The 23,875-nt window shown below is 62.5% G+C and carries 22 protein-coding genes; 11 read left to right on the top strand and 11 right to left on the bottom strand.

Annotated elements, in window-relative coordinates; all coding sequences use genetic code 11:
- Positions 1 to 164 precede the first annotated feature (164 nt).
- Entirely contained in the window at positions 165 to 1,661 is a 1,497-nt protein-coding gene (locus EB815_RS01175) for a lipopolysaccharide biosynthesis protein (RefSeq protein WP_056569456.1), read from the top strand.
- Positions 1,662 to 1,714: 53 nt separating this feature from the next.
- On the top strand, positions 1,715 to 2,737 hold the full coding sequence (locus tag EB815_RS01180; protein ID WP_056569453.1) for a phosphoribosyltransferase family protein: 1,023 nt from the start codon (positions 1,715 to 1,717) through the stop codon (positions 2,735 to 2,737).
- 46 nt (positions 2,738 to 2,783) lie between these two features.
- Here the strand turns inward: EB815_RS01180 and EB815_RS01185 are convergent, their stop codons facing one another.
- The 8 genes from EB815_RS01185 to EB815_RS01220 all read right to left on the bottom strand — a co-directional run bounded on the left by EB815_RS01185 (position 2,784) and on the right by EB815_RS01220 (position 11,235).
- Positions 2,784 to 3,863, bottom strand: a complete 1,080-nt coding sequence (locus tag EB815_RS01185; RefSeq protein ID WP_056569450.1) for a glycosyltransferase — start codon at positions 3,861 to 3,863, stop codon at positions 2,784 to 2,786.
- A 67-nt stretch (positions 3,864 to 3,930) separates the two neighbouring features.
- Positions 3,931 to 4,380, bottom strand: a complete 450-nt coding sequence (locus EB815_RS01190) for a hypothetical protein (RefSeq protein WP_056569447.1) — start codon at positions 4,378 to 4,380, stop codon at positions 3,931 to 3,933.
- A gap of 13 nt (positions 4,381 to 4,393) precedes the next feature.
- A complete protein-coding gene (locus tag EB815_RS01195) occupies positions 4,394 to 5,839 on the bottom strand; it encodes a GMC oxidoreductase (protein ID WP_056569444.1) in 1,446 nt (481 codons plus the stop codon).
- Positions 5,840 to 5,924: 85 nt separating this feature from the next.
- Complete coding sequence (locus EB815_RS01200) at positions 5,925 to 7,256, bottom strand: UDP-glucose dehydrogenase family protein (protein ID WP_056569441.1); 1,332 nt, start codon at positions 7,254 to 7,256, stop codon at positions 5,925 to 5,927.
- Between the two features lie 49 nt (positions 7,257 to 7,305).
- Complete coding sequence (locus EB815_RS01205) at positions 7,306 to 8,187, bottom strand: family 16 glycosylhydrolase (protein ID WP_081294937.1); 882 nt, start codon at positions 8,185 to 8,187, stop codon at positions 7,306 to 7,308.
- Positions 8,188 to 8,335: 148 nt separating this feature from the next.
- Entirely contained in the window at positions 8,336 to 8,734 is a 399-nt protein-coding gene (locus EB815_RS01210) for a hypothetical protein (protein ID WP_056569439.1), read from the bottom strand.
- A 282-nt stretch (positions 8,735 to 9,016) separates the two neighbouring features.
- Positions 9,017 to 10,039, bottom strand: a complete 1,023-nt coding sequence (locus EB815_RS01215) for a glycosyltransferase family 2 protein (RefSeq protein WP_081295042.1) — start codon at positions 10,037 to 10,039, stop codon at positions 9,017 to 9,019.
- Positions 10,040 to 10,104: 65 nt separating this feature from the next.
- Positions 10,105 to 11,235, bottom strand: a complete 1,131-nt coding sequence (locus tag EB815_RS01220; protein ID WP_056569436.1) for a nucleotidyltransferase family protein — start codon at positions 11,233 to 11,235, stop codon at positions 10,105 to 10,107.
- Positions 11,236 to 11,756: 521 nt separating this feature from the next.
- Between EB815_RS01220 and EB815_RS01225 the strand changes: the two genes are divergently transcribed.
- The 6 genes from EB815_RS01225 (at position 11,757) to EB815_RS01250 (ending at position 17,664) form a co-directional block, all read left to right on the top strand.
- Positions 11,757 to 11,909 (top strand): lasso peptide, encoded by a 153-nt coding sequence (locus EB815_RS01225; protein ID WP_081295043.1) that lies wholly within the window; start codon positions 11,757 to 11,759, stop codon positions 11,907 to 11,909.
- Between the two features lie 186 nt (positions 11,910 to 12,095).
- Complete coding sequence (locus EB815_RS01230; protein WP_244494021.1) at positions 12,096 to 12,344, top strand: PqqD family protein; 249 nt, start codon at positions 12,096 to 12,098, stop codon at positions 12,342 to 12,344.
- Between the two features lie 82 nt (positions 12,345 to 12,426).
- A complete protein-coding gene (locus EB815_RS01235; protein WP_244494020.1) occupies positions 12,427 to 12,837 on the top strand; it encodes a lasso peptide biosynthesis B2 protein in 411 nt (136 codons plus the stop codon).
- Positions 12,834 to 14,798, top strand: a complete 1,965-nt coding sequence (locus tag EB815_RS01240; RefSeq protein ID WP_056569424.1) for a lasso peptide isopeptide bond-forming cyclase — start codon at positions 12,834 to 12,836, stop codon at positions 14,796 to 14,798. The genes EB815_RS01235 and EB815_RS01240 overlap by 4 nt, the downstream gene beginning before the upstream one ends.
- Entirely contained in the window at positions 14,795 to 15,811 is a 1,017-nt protein-coding gene (locus EB815_RS01245) for a serine kinase (protein WP_056569420.1), read from the top strand. The genes EB815_RS01240 and EB815_RS01245 overlap by 4 nt, the downstream gene beginning before the upstream one ends.
- Positions 15,812 to 15,819: 8 nt before the next feature.
- Positions 15,820 to 17,664 (top strand): ABC transporter ATP-binding protein, encoded by a 1,845-nt coding sequence (locus EB815_RS01250; RefSeq protein ID WP_056569417.1) that lies wholly within the window; start codon positions 15,820 to 15,822, stop codon positions 17,662 to 17,664.
- A 48-nt stretch (positions 17,665 to 17,712) separates the two neighbouring features.
- Here EB815_RS01250 and EB815_RS01255 read toward each other — a convergent pair whose 3' ends face one another.
- Positions 17,713 to 17,988: a hypothetical protein gene (locus EB815_RS01255; protein ID WP_056569413.1), complete on the bottom strand. Its 276-nt coding sequence runs from the start codon at positions 17,986 to 17,988 to the stop codon at positions 17,713 to 17,715.
- 602 nt (positions 17,989 to 18,590) lie between these two features.
- Here EB815_RS01255 and EB815_RS01260 point away from each other — a divergent pair.
- From EB815_RS01260 to EB815_RS01270, 3 genes are all read left to right on the top strand, one after another.
- Positions 18,591 to 19,268 (top strand): sugar transferase, encoded by a 678-nt coding sequence (locus tag EB815_RS01260; protein WP_056570375.1) that lies wholly within the window; start codon positions 18,591 to 18,593, stop codon positions 19,266 to 19,268.
- A gap of 84 nt (positions 19,269 to 19,352) precedes the next feature.
- Positions 19,353 to 20,612 carry a polysaccharide biosynthesis/export family protein gene (locus EB815_RS01265; RefSeq protein WP_056569410.1) on the top strand — a complete coding sequence of 420 codons (1,260 nt, stop codon included), beginning with the start codon at positions 19,353 to 19,355 and terminating at the stop codon, positions 20,610 to 20,612.
- 157 nt (positions 20,613 to 20,769) lie between these two features.
- Positions 20,770 to 21,327, top strand: a complete 558-nt coding sequence (locus EB815_RS01270) for an acyltransferase (protein WP_155772464.1) — start codon at positions 20,770 to 20,772, stop codon at positions 21,325 to 21,327.
- 141 nt (positions 21,328 to 21,468) lie between these two features.
- On the opposite strand, the gene EB815_RS01275 is transcribed toward EB815_RS01270, so the two are convergent.
- Positions 21,469 to 22,749, bottom strand: a complete 1,281-nt coding sequence (locus tag EB815_RS01275) for an O-antigen ligase family protein (protein ID WP_056569402.1) — start codon at positions 22,747 to 22,749, stop codon at positions 21,469 to 21,471.
- Positions 22,750 to 22,971: 222 nt separating this feature from the next.
- Positions 22,972 to 23,799: an SDR family NAD(P)-dependent oxidoreductase gene (locus tag EB815_RS01280; protein ID WP_056569399.1), complete on the bottom strand. Its 828-nt coding sequence runs from the start codon at positions 23,797 to 23,799 to the stop codon at positions 22,972 to 22,974.
- Positions 23,800 to 23,875 lie beyond the last annotated feature (76 nt).

The raw sequence follows: 23,875 nt of genomic DNA on the forward strand, positions 1-23,875 counted from the left end.
GGCGCGGGCGCCGATCCGGATATGCTGCATTGCAGCATTTTTGGTGCGGTGTAGCAAAAATCCACGTTTTCTGTTGCACTGCAAAATTATTGCCGTAGTTTGGGGTGGGTGGCGGTTGTGGATTTCGGATTCCGGAATCCGCGCAAAGATCAGGAATCCTGAATTTGGAAGCCAATCCATTCGACCCGCCAGAAGGCTCGTTGCGCAAGTCGGTCGGGCGCGGCGCGGTGGTGACCGCCCTGTCGCAATCGGTGCGGGTCGCGACACAGATCATATCCGTGATCGTGCTGTCGCGGCTGCTGTCGCCGCAGGATTTCGGCGTCGTGGCGATGTGCGCGCCGGTGCTGGCCTTCATCGCGTTGTTCCAGGATTTCGGCCTGACCCAGGCGACGATCCAGAAATCGGGCATCCGGCATGAGGAGGTAAACTACCTCTTCTGGATCAATGTCGCGGTCAGTGCGATCCTGGCCTGCGTGCTCGCGGGCGCGGCACCGCTGGTCGCCGCCTTCTACAGCGAGCCGCGCGTGGCTGGGCTGGTGGCCGCGTTCGGCCTGCAGATCATGGCCTATGGGCTCGGCGCCCAGCATCTGGCGCTTTTGACGCGGCGCATGCAGTTCGGGCGCCTGGCGATCATCGATGTCGCCAGCGCCGTCGCCGGGCTGGCGGTATCGATCGCCTGGACCTTCATCGACCGTTCCTACTGGGCGCTGTTCGCCGGCACGCTGACCGGCGCGGTGCTGCCGACGCTGTGCTACTGGGCAAGCTCACGGTGGCGGCCCGGCATGCCGCGCAAGGTCGCGGGCATCGGCGAACTGATCAATTTCGGCGCTGGCATCACCGGCTTCAACTTCGCCAATTTCTTCGCCCGCAACCTCGACAACGTGCTGATCGGCAAATACTGGGGCGAGCAGCAACTCGGCCTTTATGACCGCGCCTACAAGCTGCTTCTGTTCCCGCTCAGCCAGATCACCAATCCGCTGTCGAAAGTCATGGTGCCGGCGCTGTCCAGGCTGAAGGACGAACCGGACCGCTATCGCAGCGCCTATCTGCGCGTCATGCCGCTGATCTTGCTGGTGGCCTTGCCCGGGGTCGCTTTCGCCACCGCCATGTCGGATGTGCTGATCCCCTTCGTGCTCGGCGAGCAGTGGCGGGCAAGCGCTTCGATCTTCCTGGCGCTCGGCTTTGCCGGGCTGCTGCAACCGCTCAACAACCCGGCGGGCTGGCTTTTCGTCAGCCAGGGCCGCTCCGGCGACTTCATGCGCTGGGGCATCATCACGGCGGTGACGTCGGTGCTCGCCTTCGCGATCGGCCTGCCCTATGGCGCGCTCGGCGTGGCAGTCGCCTATGCGGTCAGCGAATATCTGCGCACGCCGTTCCTGTGGCTCTATGTCGGCAAGAGCGGACCGCTGCGGGCCAGCCATGTGCTGCGCGCCGCGACCCCGTTCGTGCTCGGCGCGCATCTGGCGCTGGCGGCGGTCTGGCTGATCAAGCCGATGCTGCCGCAACAGCCTGTCGTCGCCCTGACCGGTGGCGCCGTTCTTGCCTACCTGATCACCATTGTGGTCGCGCTGGCCTTCGCATCCGGCCGCGAGGCCTTGCGCGAGGCCCTGAAAATGCTGCCGGCAAGGCAGCCGGCGGCAACGCCGCGCGAGGCGCAATAATTTCGACGCCTTTGCCGGCTACCCAATATCCACACGAGCATCAGGTCCGATCCATGCACTACCGATCGATCTCCGACATGAACGACACCATCGTCAGCAACCTTCACCGGCTGCCGGGCGACATCGACCTTGTGGTCGGCGTTCCCAGAAGCGGCGTGCTGGCGGCGACGCTGGTGAGCCTTGCCGCGAACATTCCGATGACCGACCTGGATAGCTTCCTGGAAGGCCGTGTCTACACGTCGGGCATCACCAAGCGCCGCGCCGCACTCGATCGCAAGGTCTCCGAGATGCGCAAGGTGCTGGTGATCGACGACAGTGTCGCCGGCGGCAATGCCATGCGCGACGCGCGCGCCCGCATCCAGGCCGCCGGCATCGAGGCCGACTTCACCTTTGCCGCCGTGTTCGGCCTGCAGCCTCGGCATGCCGAAACCGACGTCGTCTTCGAGGTCGTGCCCCACCCGCGCATGTTCCAGTGGAATTTCATGCATCACAAATTCCTGGCGCAATGCTGCGTCGACATAGACGGGGTGCTGTGCCTCGACCCGACCGAAGCGGAAAACGACGACGGCCCGGCCTATGAAAAATTCCTCAGCGAAGCGCGCCCTCTTCATGCCCCGACCCACAGGATCGGCTGGCTGGTCACCAGCCGGCTGGAGAAATACCGCGCCCTGACCGAGGCATGGCTCGCAAGGAACGGCATCCAGTACGACCAACTGATCATGCTCGACCTGCCCAGCAAGGCGGAGCGCCAGCGGCTTGGCGCGCATGGCAGTTTCAAGGCTGATTTCTACCGCAAATCCGACGCCATCCTGTTCATCGAGAGCGAGCATGCGCAGGCGTTGAAGATCACCGAACTGTCGGGCAAGCCGGTGCTGTGCGTCGAAACGCACATGGTCAGCGTTCCCGACGCGCTGTCGCTGCCGGCGCTCGGCCAGGCAGCGCGCAACCTGCCGGCAAGGCTGCGGCAGATCAACTCTCAGGAGGGCCGCAAGGGCGCCGCCAAGGCCCTCGCCCGCGCCCTGCTTGGCGCCCGCGGCTACGAGACGCTGAAAAGCCGGGTCAAGCGCCCGGCCTGATCAACACCGTGCCAACTGCCATCGAGCAGCTTGCCGCCCGCCATGGCTATGCCGCCTGGCGGGCGCGCTGCCGGACCGCCCTGTCCAATATGGAGAAGAAGGTGACGAACTGGCGGTCCGGATCGAGTTCCGGACGCGCCGCGAAACCGCGCGCGAGGCTCGAGACGCGATCATATTCCTTGCTGTCGTTCCACAACCGCCTGACGGCCGCGACCCAGTCGGCGAGCGGAGCGTCATAATCCAGCACCGCGCCGCCCGGGCCGATCGCTTCGGGCAGGCCGCCGCGCCGCGAGCCAAGGACGGGGATTCCGCTGCAATGGGCCTCCGACGCGACGCGCCCCCAGGCCTCTTCCCATTTGCTGGGCGCAAGCAGGATCCTGGTGCGCCCATAGACCGTCTTCATGTCGCTGGTGCGGCTTTCCAGCGTGACATTGCCAAGCGGTGCGATCGTCTCCTCGATGCGCGCGCGATGGTCATCCTCGAGCTTCCAGCTTTCAACGAACAGGAACGGGATCTCGGGGCAGGCGCCGGCAATGCGCACCGCCAACTCGAAACCCTTTTCCTCATAGGGATTGATCAGCGTGACAAACTGGCCCGTCGTCGGCGTGCTGTAATGCGTCGGGTTGATGGTCGGCGGGATCACCGTCGCCTCGATGCCGAACTCCCTGCTGTAGGTGCGCGCGGTGAATTCTGAATTGGCGATGTAGAGTGCCGAGCGCAATTCGCGCAGGTCGCCGGCCAGTTCATGAAACTCGACGTTGCGCAGATACACGACCAGCGGCACGCCCTCGGCCTGCAGCGCCTTGCCGAGCGGAACCGACTTGTGGCACTGGACCACCGCCACATCCGGCTTCACGCGGTTGACCGCAAAGCCCGCCGCCTCCCAGGGGAACCACGCCCGGATCACCGGGTAGCCGGGGAAGCTGTCGACGACCGCGGGCTGGCGCAAAAGCTTCATCTTGGCGCGCGCCTTGAGGCCGAAGACGCCGTCGCCGAACAGGGCGGCAAGCACCGCGGCCTCATGCCCATGCTCGATCAGTTGTTCAGCCAGATGATGCGTGCTCGACTGGACGCCGCCGCTGAATTCCGGCGGGTAGCCATTGCCGCTTGTAAAAAGAACTTTCATGATCCTGGCTCCTGGTCTTTTCGCGTTTCTTCTTGCGGCCCGATCAAGGGCCGCGTCGAAAGCCGCCTCAGGCATTCTGTGGCGGATCAAGCGTCGCGAACGGGTTGGTGCATGAGTGCCATCCGGTGAACCGGATCGGATCGTCGGGCGAACTGCGCCCGGCGTAGTCCGTCAGCATATGGAATTCGGCAACGAGCCAGCGATCGAAATGCCTGAGATCGCGCCGCTTGCGCCGCGGCAGCAGCCCGCGCGCGTGGCCGAGATTCGCCTTTTCAAGCAAGGTAACGGCATCGCCCAGCTTCTCGCTCGGGAATATCCAGGGATTCCGGTTGCGGAACTCCAGCACGAACTGCTGCAGATGCTCGATGCGCATGTTCAGCCTGCCGAGATATTTTTCCAGCGTGACCCGAACCAGATCCTCGTCCGAAAACGAGGAGACGGCCGCGTAGGCAACGCCCGTCGACGCAACTCCACCTGCCAGGATGGCCAGTGCCGAGCGCCGTGTGACTTCGATCATCAGCCCGCTCCTCTCACGCGATCCGGCTCGCCGCCCGCAGTGACAACGCCGCCGCGGTCAGGCTCGGGTTGGCGCAGGAGCAGCTTGGGTAGGTGCTGGTGCCGACGACAACCAGGTTTCTCAACCGGTGATGGATCATGTCGCTGTCGATGACCGAGTCGGCCGGACCGGTGCCCATCCTGAGCGTGCCCTGCACATGCGATTCGGTTGGCCGGATGCCGCGGTCGAAAAGCCTTTCGACCGGCAGCGGGGCAAGCAGCCCGGGCAATTTGTCCAGCGCCCGGGCCATGCCCTTGATCGCGTAGTCCGACGGCGCCTTGAAGGAGACAAAGGCATTGTCGTCCTCGTCGAGGGTGACGAAGTTCTCGTCATCGAGCAGGTTCTCAGTGACCACGACAAGCGGCAGCGTCTGCCGCAGACGTCCCTTCTCGGCGCGCATCCCGTGCTGCCAGCGGTTCTCGAAATAGACCAGGGCCGCCGCGTGCTCGGACCGGTGCGGACCGTCATAGAGGCCGAAATTCAGGCCGGTGGTAATTGTGCTGCCGTCGAAATTGTCGACGCCGTCGAGATAGACCTCGAAATTCCAGCCATAGGATTCGTGCAGGCCGCGCCCGACGAATTCATCGCCCAGGCCGGAGCGCAGCATGATCGCGGCGCTCTGGATGGCATTGGCGCCGAGAATGAAGAGGTCGCCGCTGACCTGATATTGCTTGCCGTCATGGACGAAGGTGACCGAACGGACCGTACCGCCGACATGGTCGAGCCGCCGCACTTCCGCACCGAGGCAGACCGAAACGTCTGGATGCTCGAAGACGTGCATCAGGCCGTTATTGGCGGTGAATTTCGCGTCGACCGGGCACAGCCAGCAGCGTAGGTTGGCACAGCACGAGGTGCGTTGCGAGGTCGGGACCCGGGCACGGGCGGTCGGCATGACGAAGTGCTGGTCGGGCTGGGCCGCCTTCATCATCTTGTCCGGCGTCGACATGCGATGCGGTGGTTGCGGAAACGGTTTTGAGCGCGGCAGCATCGCCGCCATGTCGGGGTCGCCCGAGATCGACATGATCTCTTCGGCATCGCAGTAGAACGGCTCGACATCGTCATAGCCGATCGGCCAGTCATTGCCGATGCCGTAGGTGCTTTTCAGCCTGAAATCATTGGGATGGAACCGTGGCGTCTGCGCGAACCAGCAGTTGGTCCCGCCGCCCAGCCCGATCGTATAATTCCACGGCTTGTCGGCATTGTCGGTCTTGTAGGTCGCCTCGTCGTCGACGTCGGTGTTGGCGTTCTGGTCGAGCTGCCATTCATGCGTGTTGTGGCGGCCCCACTCCAGCACCAGCATGCGCGCCTTACGCCGCTTGGCGAACTCGTGCAGGAAGAAGGCCGAACCGAAGCCGGAACCGATCGCGACAAGATCGAAATGATCCCTGGTGATTTGCTCGGGCTTCACGTCCAGCACCATCAGCTACAACTCCGCACAGAAATACACACCCATCGGGTCCTCGCGACCGTTCTTCGTGTCCGAGACCAGTCTCACCACTCCAGCCTCATGCCGCCATTCTGCCGATCGAGTGATATTCGATGCCATGGCGCGCCACGACCTTGGGATCATAAAGGTTGCGCCCGTCGAAGATGACCGGTGTGGTCAGCGCGTCCTTGAGCGCGTCGAAGGACGGCGCGCGGAAGCTCTTCCATTCGGTGGCGATGAGCAGCGCATCGGCGCCGCGCAGTGCCGCTTCCTTGGTGCCGCACAGCATCAGGTCGTCGCGCAGCCCGTAGATGGCCTGGCATTCCTGCATCGCCTCGGGATCATAGGCCTGCACGGTCGCACCGGCCTTCCACAGCGCCTCCATCAGGACGCGCGCCGGCGCCTCGCGCATGTCGTCGGTGTTGGGTTTGAAGGCCAGGCCCCACAGCGCGAAGGTCTTGCCCGCAAGATCGCCCTTGAAGTAGCGGTTCACCTTGTCGAACAGGACGGATTTCTGGTCGTTGTTGCGCTCCTCTACGGCACGCAGCAGCTTGGCGTCGAATTTGACGCCTTCGGCGGTCTTGATCAGGGCGCGGACGTCCTTGGGAAAGCACGATCCGCCATAGCCGAGGCCCGGATAGATGAAGTGATAGCCGATGCGCGGGTCGCTGCCGATGCCCTTGCGCACCTCCTCGATGTCGGCTCCGAGCTGCTCGGCCAGATTGGCCATCTCGTTCATGAAGCTGATCTTGGTCGCCAGCATGCAGTTGGCGGCGTACTTCGTGAATTCAGCGCTGCGAACGTCCATCACGATCATCTTTTCGTGGTTTCGGTTGAAGGGCGCGTAGAGCTCGCGCATCACCGCCTCGGTGTCCTCGCTGGACGTGCCGACGATGATGCGGTCGGGCTTCATGCAGTCGGAAACGGCCGAGCCTTCCTTGAGGAATTCGGGATTGGAGGCAACGTCGAAGCTCAAGTCCTCGCGCCCTCTTGCCTTCAGCGTTTCGGCGATCCTGGCCTTTACCTTTTCACAGGTGCCGACCGGCACTGTCGACTTGCCGACGATGATCTTGGCGGTGTCCATCTCGCGGCCGATGGTCTCGGCGACCGCCAGCACATATTTCAGGTCGGCCGAACCATCCTCGCCGGGTGGCGTGCCGACCGCGATCATCTGGATTTCCCCATGCCTGACGGCGGCGGCGGCATCAGTGGTGAATTTGATGCGGCCGGCGGCGTGATTCTCCCTGACGATGCTTTCAAGGCCCGGCTCGAAGATCGGGACGAAGCCCTGGTTGAGCCGTTCCACCTTGTGTGCATCGATGTCGACGCACACAACCTGGTGGCCGACCTCGGCAAGCACCGCCGCCTGCACGAGGCCGACATAGCCAATTCCAAACACCGTCAAATTCATTCGATTTCGTTCCTGTGCAGGGCCGCGAACCGCTTTCGGTACGGCCGGTTCAATTCGACGTTCCCAGCTGTTTTATAGTGCATGCGAGCGATTCAGGAAATTGACAGGGTTCGCCGAGCGCGGTGAAGGCGACGCGTTCGACCTGCAGCGAAAGCTTGCGGCCCGGATCCGCGAACGCGCCCATCCAGCTTTTCATCGTGTCGCTGCCCCAAAAGCTGAAGAAAATCTTCTGCGCATGGCTGGGCAGCTTCGCCGGATCGGTGATGGTGTTGACCAGCTGGCCGTTCACGTACCAACGCAAACTGTCTTTCTCCCAGACGAAGGCGTAGTCGTTGAAGGCCTTGTCGGTGCCGCCGGGCACCTCGACCAGCTTCTCGTTCTTGCCCTTGCCGTCGATATAGGCGTTGACCTGCACCTTGGATGTGTCCTTGGTCAGGATCTCGAAGTCGATCTCGTCCCAAGGCTGCTTGTCGGACGGGCCGATATAGGAAAAGAAAGCCGCGTTCAGGCCGGGCCCGGTGTCGGTCTTCATCCGCGCCTCATAGGTGCCGTAGCCGAAGCGCTGCTTGGTCTGGATCTCGCCGCACGCGAACTCGCGATCCTTCGTCTTCTGCTTCTCGAACCCCAGTGACAATACGCCGTCGGATACGCTGACCTGCCCCTTCGACCAGGTGCAATTCTGGTGACTGCCGTTCATCCAGCCGTCGGAAACGTACCAGCGTTCTCGGTTGAAACTGGTGAAATCGTCGACGAAAGAGGGAGCCGTCTCGATATTCTGTGCACGGGCGGGAATTGCCGGGAGACTGGCAAGAGCGGCCAACAGCAGCGCACCGGCCGGACCAAGCAGCCATAGGTCGGTCCGCCCGGCCTGGTGCGCGATGGCCGATGCGTCAATTGCAGTCGTGGATGTGGATTTCGAACCCGAATTCATACCAAACTCACCTTTGTGCTGTGTCCCCAACCCAAAGTCGACGTTTGAACCGCTTCCAAACGGGCCAACCTTGACCTCCTCATTGACCCTCCCGAATTACCTCTCCTGTCTTGCGTCGCATCCTTGCGGCAGTCCCCTGTCTCCGCGATCACGCTCGGCCGGCGCCGGCGGGCCTGGAGACATCGACGGCGGCCGAATCGGACGTCCCACCCTCGTCGAAGACCATATCCAGCGAATGACGGAGCTCCTTCATCATGCCGTTCTGGCGCGACAACGCCGCGATGCGACGCTCGCAGTTCAGGATCGACTCCGTCAGCGCGGTAACTTCGGATGAGCGCCTGCGCGAGGCAGAGCCGTTCTCCATGGCTTCGACAAGAAAGGCAGCGTTGGTGGCCGTCTTGCGGTAGCGGCTCTCCAGGCCGGTTTTCTCGGCTTCGATCTCGGCTGCAATCTGCTCGAAGAGCTTCGCCAGCCGGTCGAGCCGCGACACGTCGGCCTGCCGGTCGCGGGCAGGATCCCTTGATCTGAAGCCGAATATCGAGGCCATGGCTTAAATTCCTGTCATCGCCGGCTTGCGTGCCGGGCTGCTGGCCAATCCCCGCAACAGGGGCTGAAAAACTCGCACAGCATTGTCCTACTCCACTGAGGGAGAGACAGACCAATCCGATCGGGGGCCAGTTCGGTTGGTCATCTATTTGCTGCACCGCAACATAGACTGCCATCGTCGGAGCCGTGAGGCAACCACCCAATTCGTAAACTCATAAATCCCGTGGAAATGGTTTGCGCGGCGACGTGTTGTCGTCGGGATAAAGCGAGCAGTCCCAGTGCCTTACCGTTCCTTGCCGGCGCTGGTTCCGGCCATCAGGAAACGCAACGGCGGCACCTGCCTTTGCCCGGAGGCAAGACCAACGCGACGAAACAGCGCCTCGAGCTTGTCGGAAGCCACGCCCTGGACGATCGGGACCAGGTTGGATTGGCTTGATAAGGCGTAGGCCGCGGCCGAAGCCAGCCCGCGCTCGGCCTTCACGTCGAGGAAGTTGCGCAGCCGGTATTTGTCGCGCACGTGCCGCTCGTGCCGCCGCAGCACCGCCTTGGAGCCTTCCGGCAAGCTGTCGATCGCCAACAGCGCCAGATCCGCATCGGCCAATCGCTTCAGGTCCTGCGTCTTGTGGCGGCCGCTGAGCGAATCGGCGCGCACGATGGCACCGTAGCCGCAGGAGCGGATGACCTTGAACCGCGCCCCGTGGGCGACCGCGCGGGCGTAAAGTTCGTAATCCTCGCCCAGCCGCAGGCTCTCATCGTAGCGCAATCGGTGCCGGTCGAGGAAGGCGCGGCTGATCACGGGTTTCAGGAAGCCAAGCTCGCCTCTTTGCACGCGGCGCCTGGAGATATTGCCTTCGACGAAGCGCTCGAAGTCGAGGAATTCCGGCTCGGCGGCAAAATCCGGGGCGACGATTTTCGTCGCGTCGCTGGTCGCGTCGTCCCTGATCAACATGATGTTGTCGGCCGCGAAATCCCAATCAGCGCCGGCAAACAGGTTGCGGAACCGGCCCTCGAGGAAGAAGTCGTCGGCATCCAGAATGCTGATGAACGGCGCCTTCGAGCCGGCGATCGCGGCATTGCGGGCGAAGGACGGGCCGCGATTGACGTCGAGGCGCATCACCGCAAGCCGGCCGCTGCCGTCGTCGGCGGAGCGGGCCACCTCGGCGGTGTTGTCGGTGGAACCGTCGTCGACGACGACGACCTCCGCCACTTCCGGTTCGCGCAACGCGGATGCGATGGCTACCGCGATCGTGCGTGCCGCGTTTTTGGCCGCGATGATCACGCAGACCTCGGATTTCGTCATCGACATGGGTTTTGCCTCTTGCACAGGTTTCGATCTGCCCTCGCCCTGTACGTATTCGATGCCCATCGCCATTACGGACTGGCCGGCCGTTCGAAGATGCGGCGGCTGATGTCCGCCGATGCCGCCCAGCCGGCTTCCGCCAGATAGCGGACGGGAGCCCGGCCGCACAATTCCCACAAAACGGTTCGCCGCTGCGGCCATCGCAGTGACGACAGCCATGGCGCGATGACCATGTTGAGCAGATCCTGGTTGCCGATGCGCGACAGGATCGGCTTGGCCCGCTCCGACAAGAGCGTATCGGTGCCGCCCAACAGCACGTCGGCGGCACGCAGGCCGAGCAGCAGCGTATCGTCCAGCCCCTGGCTCACCGCCGCATCGAGAACACGACGCTGATCGGCCTCGTCGAGACGGTTGGCGCTGGCCCTGATATCGCAGACATAGCCGGCGCAGGGCTCGCGGTTGAACAGGGCCTTGGCGACGCTGATGCAGGACAGCATCAGCGTGTCGGCGACCGACGTGAACGGCACTCCGGTGCCGGTGATCTCGACCAGCCGTTTGCGTCGCAGGAACCCGTCGGCATCGCGTGGACTGGGCGAGCCGGGCTGCTGGAGCCGATAGTGAAGGTCGACCGTGGAGGATTTCGACCCGCTTCCACGAATCATGTGCTGTTCGCCAAGGAAGCGAACCCACCAGACCGAGCGCGACTTGCCTGATACCTCGTAGCCGATCGAACGCAGCGCGTCGCGCGCCCTCGAGAACCCCGCAGGCGAAACCAGGATATCGACATCGCCCGAAGGCTTCATGAAATGGTCGTCGTAGAGCAGATGCTGCTGAAACGGGCCCTTCAGGAAGACGAAATCGATTTGCCTGTCGCGCAGCGCCTGGTGGATCGCCATCGAATCCATGAGGCAGGCGGCGTTCATCGAAACCGTCTGCCGGCGATAGGTGTCGAGCCATCGGAAAAGCTCAGCCGGCCTGTCGCCCGCGGGCGCGCGCGACAGCGCCTTCAGAACGAAGGTGGCGACTTTGTTCAGCCTGGCGATATCGGCGACGGCGGCAACGGAAAGGCCCGGCTGCGACAGATCGCCAGCCGAGGCCGCCGCGCCCGAGAAATACAACCGCAGACAGGCCTGCACATAGGCAATCTCGTCGGCGCAGTCGGCTGCGCGCAGTCGTTCATAGGAACTTTCCGGCAAGGCCATTGAGCGCATGGTCTCCAAAACGCGGTTTGCGCGACACGTATGCTGCAAGTGCGAAGCAAAGCATCCTCAAAAACCTCGGCTGCGTAAAGTCTTTCCTTTCGCAGTGCGAAATTTTGCAACCAGAGCGGTTGCCTAGCCTCCCGAAGACCGTGAAAGATACGATTGGAATTGCAACCGCCAGCGGGGCCTTGCGGTCGATCGTCACCGCGGGCCGGCTAATGGAAACATATCCTTATTTAGGGATGCCTAAAATATCATCAACCCCACCAACTTTTTATCATAACAAAATCAATGGTTTAAAGACTTGTCATCGCAGGAGGCGGATCATTCGAGCTTCAGTCAAAAAGAGGCGAAATTTTGAGCAGCCCACGCACACATGGTGACGCCCGCAACCCTTAATTGATTAACCAGAGGTAAATCAGGCTTGACTCATAAATGTTGCCATGCAGCTATTGCAACGCAGCATGAAAGTGCTGACGGCACTCGACAGGCCGTTTCCAGTCCTCATTTTGGAGAGTAAAATGGAACAGAATGTTGAAAAGCACGAGTACGAAACGCCAAGCCTGACGGTACATGGTTCCATTGAAACCATCACCCAGGGCGGTGGTGGCAGCACGGCAACCGACGCGTCGTTTCCCGCGCACACCCCAATCGGCGACCTGACGTTCTCCTGAGACCAACCTGATCCCGGAGGAGTGACGTTGGGCTTCCGGGATCCAAGACAATAAATGGAGCCGGGGATGAAAATCCCCGACTTTCCCTTTTGAACTGACGACGCGTGGACCGTGTGTTGCAAACGAGGTTTTGGGATGAACTGGAACCCATCTGAACACGATTGCGTAAGTGCCACCGGGGATGCCGTGGCTTGCGAATTTGGCGAAGGCCTCGCGCTTCTCAATCTCAAATCCAATATCTACTACAGCCTCAACGGCGTCGGCGCTTTTATCTGGGAGTTGATCCAGGAGCCGAAGTCGATCGCCGATATCCGCGGCGCCGTGCTTGCGCGCTACAATGTCGACGCCGAGCGCTGCAAGGCCGACGTCGACGCATTGCTGCAAGGCCTGACCGAAAACGGACTTGCGAGGCTGCAGCATGAGGCACTCGTCTAGGCAGGCTCCGCAAAAGGCCATGATCCCACGGCAAAGACCTGCGACGGAACAAAGACCCAGGCGGACGCCCCGCCGGCGTAGTTTGGCCAGGGTTCTGTCGCTGAGCGGCTCCGAGGCCCTTTTTCTCTGCCACTGCCTGCTGGTTGTCGCCGCCATCCGGCTGGGGCTGACCTTGTTCTCCTACAACCGTGTTCGTGGCATGGTGACCCGGCTCAACGCGCGCCAGTGCGCCAGTATGGGCGAATTGCGGCTCGTCGCCTGGGGCGTCGCCGCAGCTGCACGGTTCGTGCCGCGTGCCACTTGCCTTACCCAGGCACTCTCGGGTCAATACATTCTCGCACGCCAGGGCAATGCCTCCAGCATCCGCATCGGCGTCGAACGCGGCACGGGCGAGCAATTGAAGGCGCATGCCTGGCTGGTCAGCGACAACCATGTCGTGCTTGGCGGCTCCGTCGATGGCTTCGCCCATCTGGTGGACCACGGCAGCCGATGAGCGGCGTGGCCGGAATCCTGCTGCGACAGGGACACGCGATTGCGGTCCGAGGACACACGATCGCGGGCCGGGAATTAGCGCCCGAGGACGCCGCGACCGATATCCAGCAGATGCTGGCACGCATGCGCCACCGCGGGCCGGACGGAAACTCGTGGTGGCTGGACGGCGGCATCGCGCTTGGCCACGCCTGGCTCAACACCACGGATGAGGCCGGTCCCGGCCCGCTCACCATGGCCGGCGGCAAGCTCGCCATCACCGCCGATTGCCGGCTGGACAATCGCGACGAGCTGATGGCGAGGCTGGGTGTGCGCGACAGATCGGTCGCTGACGCAGTACTGCTGATGCGGGCCTACCTGCGCTGGGGCGAATCCTGCCCCGTCCACCTGCAGGGCGATTTCGCCTTTGCCATCTGGGATGCCGAGCGGCGGCTGCTGTTTTGCGTGCGCGACCATTTCGGGGTCAAGCCATTCTACTACCACGCCGCGGACGGGCGTTTTGCCTTTGCCTCCGAGATCGGGCCGATGCTTGGCCTCGACGGGGTCGATGCGCGCATCAGCGAGCACCGCATTTCGGGATTCCTGGCTGGACTTCCCGACGACCCGCAATCCACCCCCTACAGCGATATCTTCAGCCTGCCGGCGCGTCACAGCCTCACCGTCACCGCGCAACATGTGATGCTGCGCCGATACTGGCAGATCGAGCCATCGACGCGGCCGCTGCGATCGGATGCGGCGGAGGAATTCGGCCATCTGTTCGCGCAATCGGTGCGCAACCGTATGCGCGGCAGTCAGTCGACCGGCGCGATGCTGAGCGGCGGCCTCGACTCCTCCTCGATCGCCTGTGTCGCCGGCCTGCAGAATGCCGCCGAGCGGAAACCCAGGTTGCCGACCTTCTCGCTGATTTTCGAGAAGGGCTCGCCAATGGATGAGCGGGCGTTCATCGATGCCGTGCTTGACCAGCAGAAAACCGATCCGACGCTGATCCCTGTTGGCAATTATGCACCCTTCGCCGAGTTCGAGCGGGTGCTGGAGGAGCAGGAAGGCACCTTCCTGGCGCCGGGCTTGACGCTCACCCGCAGCATATACAGGACCGCGGGAGCCAAGGGCGTGAAAGTGCTGCTCGACGGCCATGGCGGCGACGAGGTCGTTTCACAGGGCCATGGCCATCTGCACGAGCTTGCCAATGGCCGCAGGTGGCTGGACCTTTGGCGCGAGGTTCGCAGTGCCTCCAACACCTATGGCGACAGCACGCTCGGCCTCTATTTCCAGTTCCTGACCCTCTATGGGCCGGCATGGCGGATCGCCAGGCTGAGACAGCTGGCGAACCGGGCGCTGAACAGGATACGCAAGCCCGCGCGGATACAGCGCGGCCGCAGTTGGCGCGACCTGATCAATCCGGACCTGGCCAGGCGCACCGAGATCGTCGACCGTTTCCACCGGGCCGGATACATGCCGCCGGGCGTCCAGGCCAGCGACGCCTTGAGCCATCGCTGGATCTTGTTGAACGGCTATGTGCCCCACTCTTTCGAGGTGCTCGACAAGGCGGCCGCCAATTTCGGCATCGAGCCACGGTATCCCTTCTGGGACAAGCCGCTGGTCGAATTCTGCCTGGCGCTGCCGGGCGAGGAGAAACTCAGCCACGGCTTTGGCCGCCATGTGTTGCGCAGGGCGATGGAGGGCATCCTGCCGCCGGCGGTGCAGTGGCGGCGCGACAAGATCGATTTCACCGCCAATCTGGTCAATGGCATGGTGCGCAACCATCGCGACCTGCTGGAGCAATTGCTGGTCTCGGACGCCGGGCGCATCGCGCCCTATGTCAACCTGCCACAGGTGAGCGCCGCATATGGTCGACTGATGCGCCAGCCGGATCGGGCGGCCCCTCTCGATGTCCAGTATGTCTGGCGTTCGGCCTCGCTGTCGCTCTGGCTGCGGCAGGTCCAGCACAGCGGGAGCCCCGCATGATGCCCCGTAACCAGCCGTTCGCCACCTGCCTTGGTGAGCATCCTCCCCATGACGAGATGATGAGGGAGCGACGTTACTACCGGGCCTATGGCCTGATCGTCGCATCCGACGTGGCGTTGCCCGAACTGCAGCCGGCGGAACCGGCGGCGCCGGATATCCTGATCGCCATCGGCATGATCGACATGCCGAAGCCTTCGGCCGAGACCGCGACGATCTTCCGCTTCGAGCCGGACCGGCAATATCTGGCGTGGCATGCCGTCGGCGCCTTCCTGATCAGCGGTTCCAACCGCATCGATATCGAGCCGGCGCCCGGCGTCGACGACGCGCTGCTTGCCTTCCCGCTGCTCGGGCCGGTGATGGCATTGTTGCTGCACCAGCGCGGCCTGCTCGTCCTGCATGCCAGCGCCATCGCGGTGGCTGGGAGGGGCGCCATCTTCATGGGCGACAAGGGCGCCGGCAAGTCGACGACGGCAAGCGCACTGATCCGCGCCGGGCATGATTTGCTTACCGATGATGTCGTGGCTATGGACCTGGCCAACCCGGTCGCGCCGATGATCGTTGCGGGCTTTCCCCAGATCAAGCTTGCCGCGGATGCCGCCGCCGCGATTTCGCTTGGCCAGGCGGAAGTGCGGCCGCAAGTGCATCCGGCGATCGGTAAGATGCAACATCGCCTGCACGGCGCCTTCTCCGGCGGCTTGGTGCCCGCGACCAGGATCTATGTCCTCGAGCGCGGCCAAAAGGCCGGGATCATGCCCTTGCCCGGTATCGCCGCCCTGCCGGCCATCATCAAATTCTCCTATGTGACGCGGTTCGGCCGCGCGGCGCTGTCCGGCGATTTCGCGGCGCTGCATTTTCGCCAATGTTCAGCAATCGCTAACCATGTCGGCGTGTTCCGGCTGGAAGTTCCGACCGGCCTCGACAGGATTGGCGAGGCGGTGGAGCTGATCGAAGCCGACCTTTCGGTTGGCAATTTAGCCGCCGGGGAGCCGGCGGCCGGCCATCGGCGGCGGTGAGGGCAATCATGTCGAAGTCCTCGGTCCTTCGCCTGTCGCTGTTTCGTGATGTCGCCGCGTTCGGGGCCGTTATTGCCCAGATCGGCGGGCGGCGGACCTGGACGGCGCTTCTGTTCCTCATCCTCGGCAGCCTGACGGAAGGCATCTCGATCCTGCTGCTTGTGCCGCTGCTGCACCTGGTCGGGCGCGCCGACCAGGATTTCGCGGTGCGGTTGCCGAACAACGATTTCGTGCGCTGGCTGGTGCCGGACGGAACGCTGCAGCTGACGACGGTGCTGTGCGCGCTGGTTGGACTCGTTGCCGTGCAGGCAGCATTCAACCGCTTCAAGTCGGTCTACATGGCCAGGCTTCTGTTCGATTTCATCAACCGCCTGCGCATGAACCTGTTCGAGAGCATCGGCAAGGCGCGCTGGGGCGTGTTCTCGCGCATGCGCAGCTCAGACCTCGACCATGCCCTGACCGGCGACATCGATCGCGTCCAGGGCGCCGCCTTCTCGCTGCTCATGCTGGTGCAGATCGCGGTGCTTTTGGTGGGCTATCTCGTGATCTCCATGTTCATTTCGCCGGTCATGACGGCGTTTGCGATCGGCATCGGCATCGTGATGTTCATAGCGCTGCAGCCGTTTCGCTCGCGCGCCACAGCCTTCGGACGTGTCCTGACCAGCAATCGCCAGGATCAGTACCGGACAGTCTCGGAATTCCTGGGCGGCATCAAGGTGGCCAAGAGCCTGAATGTCGAGGCCAGCTACTTCGCGCAGCTGCAGGCAACCCTGGAAAGGATGAAGGCCGACAACATCGACTATGTGCGCAACAGCTCGATCGGTACCGCCGTGTTCCAGGTGACGAGTGTCGTGGGCCTCAGCCTGTTCATCTACGTGGCGCTGGTCCGCTTCAACCTGTCGCTGGCCGAGATTGTCGTGCTGCTCCTGGTTTTCATGCGTATCGCGCCACGCTTCATGGATATGCAGACGCAGGCCCAGCAGGTGCTGATCAACCTGCCCGCCTATATGGCCATGCGCAGCCTGCAGGCACGCTTCGACGCCGAGCAAGAGCCGGGTCATGCCGACTTCGACGATGCCGAAAAACTGTCGCTCGACACCGGGCTGAACATTCGCGGCGTCTCGTTTGGCTACGATGACGGCGCCGGCAAGGCGGTGGTGAGCGACATCACCTTCGGGCTTCCGGCCGGCAAGGTCACCGCCCTGATCGGGCCTTCGGGATCAGGCAAGAGCACGATCGCCGACATGTTGCTTGGCCTGCTCGAGCCGACCACCGGCAAGATCCTGGTCGACGGTGTCGAGATCAATGCCGGCAATCGCCGGCGCTGGCGCGATCAGGTGGCCTATGTGCCGCAGGACGTGTTCCTGCTGCATGACACGATCGCGGCGAACTTGCGGCTTGCCGCGCCACAGGCCAGCGACGACGCGTTATGGACCGCGCTGCGCGCCGCACATGCGGGCGAGTTCGTCGAACAGCTCGCCCAGCGGCTCGAGACCGTGGTCGGCGACCGTGGCGCGCGCCTCTCGGGTGGCGAGCGCCAGCGCATTGCACTGGCGCGCGCGCTGCTGCGCAAGCCGTCGCTGCTCATCCTCGACGAGGCAACCAGCGCGCTCGATTGGCAGAACCAGGCGCTGATCGCCAAATCGATCGATGGATTGCGCGGCGCAATGACCATCCTGACCATAGCGCACCGGCCATCGATGATCGCCTTCGCCGATTGGGTGGTGGCAATGGAAGACGGCCGTGTGGTGGAGGTCGGACAGTATCAGCGGCTGAAGGCGAAGCCGGCGAGCCGACTGTCCAGGATGCTGTCGGGGGAACAATCGGAAACCGAACCCGCCAATGTGGCCTGAGGCTCGATCGAGGTGTCGAGAATTCAGGTCAGGCCGGCGTTACCCGCCCTAATGCAGGCTGCGCCGGGCGCTGCCCAGCTTCTCGCCTTCGGGCACGTCGGGCGAGCTCAGCTTTCTTTCGGCTTCGCGTAGCCTGTCCGCAGGCGTCGGCGCGCTCCTGGCGATCATGGCATAGACAAGGATGAAATAGCCGGCCTGGATAACCGCCGCGCAGATGATGAGGCGCAGCAGCGTGGTGCCCAGCGAGGCGCCGCCAAGCCAGGACCAGGCGACGACGATCGCAAGAGCGAAAAGCATCCCAACAATGAATTTTGGAAGCGACATTACCCAACAGCCCATAAACCGGCTCGGGTCATATCCAATAATTGCCCCACCCGAGCGCCGTCCCTTGTCATGCGGGCTTGTTAAAATCACCCGCTCTCGGCCGGTTGCTTCCGACCTTTTAACCTGTCGCCACTGTGACAGGTATAATTTGCAATTCTATTAAGGCGAGCAGGAGGCGGCAAGGGCAACCGCACATATTTTTGAACGAACTTGCGCCTTCGACTCCTTCATGCTGCAACGCACACGGCGGCATTTCACTCAACCTGCAGCCGACGAGCTTTTTCAGTACAATTCACAATATTAAGTAGTATTTTATGTTAATAGTCGTGAGGGTCGCACCTTTCTAAAGCACTAATATGCGCCGCGTTGAGCGAACGAGTACGCCCTGCCCAAAAATCGCCCCAAAAAGGTCCGTATTTTTTTTCATTTGCCCATTTATTGTCACAAATGTGCTAAATATCCCGAAAAATGTGCATTGCTAGCTTATTATTTAGTCAATTCATGACGTGACTATTTCAATGTGCCGGGAAATTGTGTGTTGCGCTGCAACATTTTTTTGATATCGTGTGGTGAACCATTCGTTCAACGCATGGAGTTTCCGCATGAGGGACATTGCCAAGTCGGCCACGGCGGGCTTTTCGCAGGCTGACACCGATTTTCCGCCGCCGATCGGCGGCCTCATCAAGCGCAGCTTCGATATCGCCGGTTCGCTGGTCGGCCTGATCGCTCTCAGCCCACTGTTCGTGATGATTGCGCTGCTCGTCAAGTTTTCCGACGGTGGATCGATTTTCTATGGCCATCGGCGAATCGGGCGCGGCGGACGGATCTTTCCGTGCCTGAAATTCCGCACCATGGTCCCGGACGGCGACAAGGTGCTGGCCGCCTACCTGGCCACCAATCCGGATGCCAATGCGGAGTGGATAGCCACCCGCAAACTGAAGAACGATCCGCGCGTCACCCGTGTCGGAGCGGTGTTGCGGAAGCTCAGCCTTGATGAACTGCCGCAGATCATCAACATCCTGCAGGGCGACATGAGCCTTGTAGGACCTCGCCCCGTGGTGCGTGACGAGTTGGAAATCTATGGCAGTGCCGCGGTATACTATCTGAAATCCCGGCCCGGCCTGACCGGCCTGTGGCAGGTCAGCGGCCGCAACGACGTCTCCTATGACAGCCGCGTCGCCTTCGACCGCCACTATGTCGAGAACTGGTCGCTGTTCGGCGACGTGCGCATCATCATCAAAACCGTGCCGGCCGTCTGGATGTCACGCGGCTCTTACTGACCGGCCGCCGGCACAAGGCATCCGGCGGCAAGCTCATCGGGCGATGGGGCTAAAACGGATCGGAACGTTCAGTTGAAAACAGACATGTTCGAAGCCTTTGGCAGCGGCCGCTTTTCCGGCCGCTATCGGCTCATGGCCACATGCCTTGCGGCGTCGCTCGCTTTTCTTCCCCGGATCGCGGCAGCAGAGGAATACCATCTCGGCTCGCAGGACAAGCTCACCATCCGCATCGCCGAATGGCAGACCGTGGAAGGCACGTTCCGCGACTGGTCGGCGGTGAACGGCGAATACACGGTCGGACCGGGCGGAACGCTGTCGGTGCCTTTCGTCGGCGAGTTGCCGGCGGCGGGCAAGACCACGGCGGAAGTGGCGGCGGCGATCGGCGAGGCGCTGCAGCACAAGCTCGCCCTGTCGGACAAGCCCGAAGCCTCGGTCGAAATGGCGCAGTTCCGGCCATTCTACATCTCGGGCGAAGTGCAGAATCCCGGCCAATTCCCCTATGTGCCCGATCTGACGGTGCTGAAAGCGCTCAGCGTCGCCGGCGGCATCAGGCGCAACGCCGACTACGGTCCCCAGCTCGGCAAGGACCTGGTCACCGCCAAGGGCAATTTCGATATTTCCGACGACCAGCGCGTGCGGCTGCTCGTCAGGCGCGCCCGCATCGATGCGGATCTGGCCGGCAAGACGAGCTTCGAAGCGCCGAAGGAGGTCGAGGGCGACCCAAGGCTGCCGACCATCGTCAATGACGAGATGACGATCCTGACCGCCGACCAGAAGGCGCTGAAGCTGAAGCTCGAGGCGCTCGACGATCTCAAGGGTGTCCTGCAGGCCGAAATCGAATCGCTGCAGAAGAAGATCGTCAACCAGCAGAAGCAGGTCGACCTGGCGCAGCAGCAGCTCGCCAGCATCGGTCCGCTGGCGCAGAAGGGCCTGGTCGCCAATGCGCGGCTTCTGGATTCGCAGCAGTCCGTTACCGACCTGCAGGGCAAGATCCTCGACTACGAGACGGCCATCCTCACCGCCAAGCAGGCGATCAGCAAGGCGACGCAGGACGCCATCGATGCCCAGAACACGTTGAGCTCGAGCCTCGCCGCCGACCGGCAGCAGACCGAAGCCGACCTGAACGAGGCCGCGTTGAAGGTGAATATGCAGAGAGGCCTGATAGCCCAGGCCAGCGATCCCGCGACGACGGCCGCCATCACCAACGACCAGCAGCCTACCCTGCTCTATTCGCTGGTGCGCAATGTCGACGGCAAAACCAGCGAAATCGCCGCCAAGGAAGACACGCTGGTGCTGCCCGGCGATGTAATCAAGGTCAAGCTGGCGCCACTGGCCAGCCAATAGGATTTCGACAAAGAGCATCGAGCGGTTGCAGGCGTTTTGAAAGAAGACTGTTCTCGCTGGGCGCGCAAACCTGCTGTCCATCGAAGACCAACATTACCCTCGCTGACAATCCTGCCCGCGTGACGATACCGTCGCGGGCGAACGAAGAGATGGCGTCGTGAACGTCTACCGCATTCGAAGATATGTGAAGGGTTCGATCTTCACGCTCGTCTGGAAGATGAGAGGCATAAAAATCGCCGATCGGATTTCCGTGCTGGGAACGCCGCCTCACATCGCCGGAAAAGGCCGAATAGAATTTGGCTCGCTTGTTTCATTTCGGGGCTTCGGATCGCGTTCCTGGTTTCACGTGTCGAGCAAAGGCAAGCTGTCTATCGGTTCGAGATCGTTCATCAACAGTGGCGTCATGATTGATGCCGCGCTCCGTGTAAGCATCGGGAAAAACTGCCTTATTGGCGATTGCGTCGTCATCCAGGATTCCAACTATCACGAGATCGACGAAGGCTCGGGCGTCAAGACCAAAGCCGTTCTCATCGGCGATAATGTCTGGATCGGTCGAAATTCCATCATTCTGCCCGGTGTCGAAGTTGGCGACCACAGCGTCATTGGCGCCGGATCGGTCGTCACCAAGAGCGTTCCCCCGCGAAGCCTGGCGGCAGGAAATCCTGCCCGGATCTTGCGCGAGGTCGTGGCATCCCCGGATTACATCCGTACCTGATCCCTATAGCCGACAGCCGCTGCGCGCGCTGGTCGAAGCCGGGTAGAGCGGTTCGGCGTTTCACGGAATCGCAGAACCGCTCTAACTATTTGTTTTTACGCAATTCCAGGAAAACCGTTACACACTTTTCCTGGAATTGCTCTAGCCGGGCAATGCCGGCTTCTGCGCGCCACCGGGCTCCACGAAGCCGGCCTGAGCCCAACGCGTGCGGGTAACAGGCACGCGCGCCAGCTTGAAGTGACTGTAGTACAGCAAGAACGAGCCCATGATATAGGGGTTGAGGATATCGACCTCGACGAATGACCGGATCACCAACAGCACCATCACGCCGGCAAGGATCACCGGCTCGGTCTGCCATGTCCTGAAGATCACCGCGGTGACGTGGCCGACCAGCGTGCGCAGGATAATCAGCGAAATCATCACCGCGCCAACGAAGCCAAGTTCGACGAGGGCCTCGATATAGGTGTTGTGGAAATGAAAGCCCGTGCGCGAGGTGATGTAGAATTCATTCCACAGCCGCTCTGCTTCGGCAAAACCCTGTACCCAGTAGGCGCCATAGCCGACACCAAGGATCGGAGATCGCTGCGCGGTGGTCCAACCCTGCTCCCAGAGATAGGTCCGCCCCGTAAGCGTCGAATCCTTGCCGAAGATGCCAAGCACGAAATCCATCAGACCGAGATTAAGGGCGGCAAAGACCGCCACGACCAGCAGACCCGCGCCAACGACGAAAATGACCCGGCGATACCGTCTCGACAACAGCTTGGTGGCGGCGAGAAGGGCCACCAGCGCCAACACCGCAGGGATCGAGGCTATCGACGTGGCGGAATGGGAGAGCGCCAGAAGATATGCCGACAAGATCACGACAGGCAAAGCCAGGATCAGGCTCAGACGGCCGCGCCGGTAGAAGACAAGATATACGACGCTGAAATAGATACCCAGCGAGGCGACAAACCCGATCTGGTTCTTGGAGGCGAAGGCGCCGACGAAATTATAGCTGCCGTCGAGAACGTCCTCGGAATAGGCTCCTACCTTGAGCGAGTAGAGCATGACGACGAATATGCCGATCAGCGCACCGAGCGTCAGGGTCCGCACGCTGACGGTGCGCGCGGCGACATAGGCACAGGCAATGTGGGAAAGGTACTGGACCGCCGTCCTGGCGGTGATGCCGGGTGCCTGCGACCAGAAGACGGAGAAGCAGACATAGGCCGCGAACAGCAGCGGCAGCCAGGCGCTGGACAGCTGCCGCAGGAAGCGCCGGTAGTCGACCAGGATAAGCGGAAGCCACACGGCATAGTAGGCCAGGATCAGCACCTGGCCGAAAATGACGGAATAGGAGAACGCCCAGATCGAGACGGCTACGGCGAAGGCGCCGTAGACCGAGTTCTTCTCGGGATCGACCAGCAGGGACTTTGGAATCTTCATCTCAGAGTCCCGTCGACGCGACCCAAGCCCGGCAGGCCGTAAGCCGGCCGGCATATCCGCGAACAGGGGCGTGCAATAAACGGCATCTCCATTGTGCAGTGCAATATAACCTATCGCACCGTGTGCTCAATGGCAAATCCGGTCACCTTGTCTTACATCGGCGCGAATGGGGAGAGGTCAACCGGCACACAGCACGCTCGCCCGGATCAGGCGAGGAGGACGCTACCACAGGGCTCCGCCGGTGATCTGTATGTTTTCCATGGTGATGCCTTTGGCGAGATCCGAGCACAGGAATACCGCCAGAGCGGCTATCTCCTGAGGCTGCAGCATGCGCTGCTGCGGGTTGCCCCTGGCAATCTCGGCCATTGCTTCTTCCGCCGTGCGCCCCTTGCCCTCGCGCTCGACGACTTGCGCCACATTGCGGCGCATCAGTTCGGTCTCGACCCAGGTCGGGCTGATCATGACACAGGTGACGCCGTGCGCGGCCCCTTCCAGGGCCACGCAGCGGGTGAGGCCGAGAAGTCCGGCCTTGGAAGCGCAATAAGCGGGGTTGTCCTTCCAGCCGACGGAAGCGGCGGTCGAGCCGATGTTGACGATGCGCCCCCAGCCGCGCCCGATCATGCCGGGAAGCACGGCGCGGGTAGCGCGGAAGGCGCCGGTCAGGTTGGTGTCGACGATCTTGTCCCACAGCGCATCGGAATGGCCGCAGACCGGCTGCTCGGCGGTGGTGCCGGCGGCGTTGACCAGTATGTCCGCAGGGCCGATGGCGGCCTCGGCTTCGGCCACGAAACGGTTGGTGATCTCACTGTCGCGGACATCGAGATGAGCGGCCTGAACCCTGTTGCCATGGGCTGACAGGGCCGATCGCACGCGCTCGATTTCGTCGGCGCCCGGATAGTAGGCGGCATCGGATCTGCCGGTGTCCGCTGGCGCGATGTAGGAGCCGACGGCAACATTGGCGCCGGCTTGGGCCAAGGCCGTCGCGATGGCGAAACCCATGCCCGAAAACCCGCCGGTGACGATCGCGCTGCGGCCGGAAAGGTTTGTCATCGCTTGCTTCTCCGTTGGTTTGCGCAGGCAATCAGGCGCGGGAGTATTTGTCGACGCGGTTCGCGGTTTCATCTCC

This window comes from Mesorhizobium loti (assembly GCF_013170705.1).
Taxonomy (GTDB): domain Bacteria; phylum Pseudomonadota; class Alphaproteobacteria; order Rhizobiales; family Rhizobiaceae; genus Mesorhizobium; species Mesorhizobium loti_D.

What these genes read in the sequence shown, in the direction of transcription:
- EB815_RS01180 (WP_056569453.1), top strand. Translation starts at nt 1,715, where the DNA reads ATGCACTACCGATCGATCTCCGACATGAACGACACCATCGTCAGCAAC.
- EB815_RS01185 (WP_056569450.1), bottom strand. Translation starts at nt 3,863, where the DNA reads ATGAAAGTTCTTTTTACAAGCGGCAATGGCTACCCGCCGGAATTCAGC.
- EB815_RS01190 (WP_056569447.1), bottom strand. Translation starts at nt 4,380, where the DNA reads ATGATCGAAGTCACACGGCGCTCGGCACTGGCCATCCTGGCAGGTGGA.
- EB815_RS01195 (WP_056569444.1), bottom strand. Translation starts at nt 5,839, where the DNA reads ATGGTGCTGGACGTGAAGCCCGAGCAAATCACCAGGGATCATTTCGAT.
- EB815_RS01200 (WP_056569441.1), bottom strand. Translation starts at nt 7,256, where the DNA reads ATGAATTTGACGGTGTTTGGAATTGGCTATGTCGGCCTCGTGCAGGCG.
- EB815_RS01205 (WP_081294937.1), bottom strand. Translation starts at nt 8,187, where the DNA reads ATGAATTCGGGTTCGAAATCCACATCCACGACTGCAATTGACGCATCG.
- EB815_RS01210 (WP_056569439.1), bottom strand. Translation starts at nt 8,734, where the DNA reads ATGGCCTCGATATTCGGCTTCAGATCAAGGGATCCTGCCCGCGACCGG.
- EB815_RS01215 (WP_081295042.1), bottom strand. Translation starts at nt 10,039, where the DNA reads ATGTCGATGACGAAATCCGAGGTCTGCGTGATCATCGCGGCCAAAAAC.
- EB815_RS01220 (WP_056569436.1), bottom strand. Translation starts at nt 11,235, where the DNA reads ATGGCCTTGCCGGAAAGTTCCTATGAACGACTGCGCGCAGCCGACTGC.
- EB815_RS01225 (WP_081295043.1), top strand. Translation starts at nt 11,757, where the DNA reads ATGGAACAGAATGTTGAAAAGCACGAGTACGAAACGCCAAGCCTGACG.
- EB815_RS01240 (WP_056569424.1), top strand. Translation starts at nt 12,834, where the DNA reads ATGAGCGGCGTGGCCGGAATCCTGCTGCGACAGGGACACGCGATTGCG.
- EB815_RS01245 (WP_056569420.1), top strand. Translation starts at nt 14,795, where the DNA reads ATGATGCCCCGTAACCAGCCGTTCGCCACCTGCCTTGGTGAGCATCCT.
- EB815_RS01250 (WP_056569417.1), top strand. Translation starts at nt 15,820, where the DNA reads ATGTCGAAGTCCTCGGTCCTTCGCCTGTCGCTGTTTCGTGATGTCGCC.
- EB815_RS01255 (WP_056569413.1), bottom strand. Translation starts at nt 17,988, where the DNA reads ATGTCGCTTCCAAAATTCATTGTTGGGATGCTTTTCGCTCTTGCGATC.
- EB815_RS01260 (WP_056570375.1), top strand. Translation starts at nt 18,591, where the DNA reads ATGAGGGACATTGCCAAGTCGGCCACGGCGGGCTTTTCGCAGGCTGAC.
- EB815_RS01265 (WP_056569410.1), top strand. Translation starts at nt 19,353, where the DNA reads ATGTTCGAAGCCTTTGGCAGCGGCCGCTTTTCCGGCCGCTATCGGCTC.
- EB815_RS01275 (WP_056569402.1), bottom strand. Translation starts at nt 22,749, where the DNA reads ATGAAGATTCCAAAGTCCCTGCTGGTCGATCCCGAGAAGAACTCGGTC.
- EB815_RS01280 (WP_056569399.1), bottom strand. Translation starts at nt 23,799, where the DNA reads ATGACAAACCTTTCCGGCCGCAGCGCGATCGTCACCGGCGGGTTTTCG.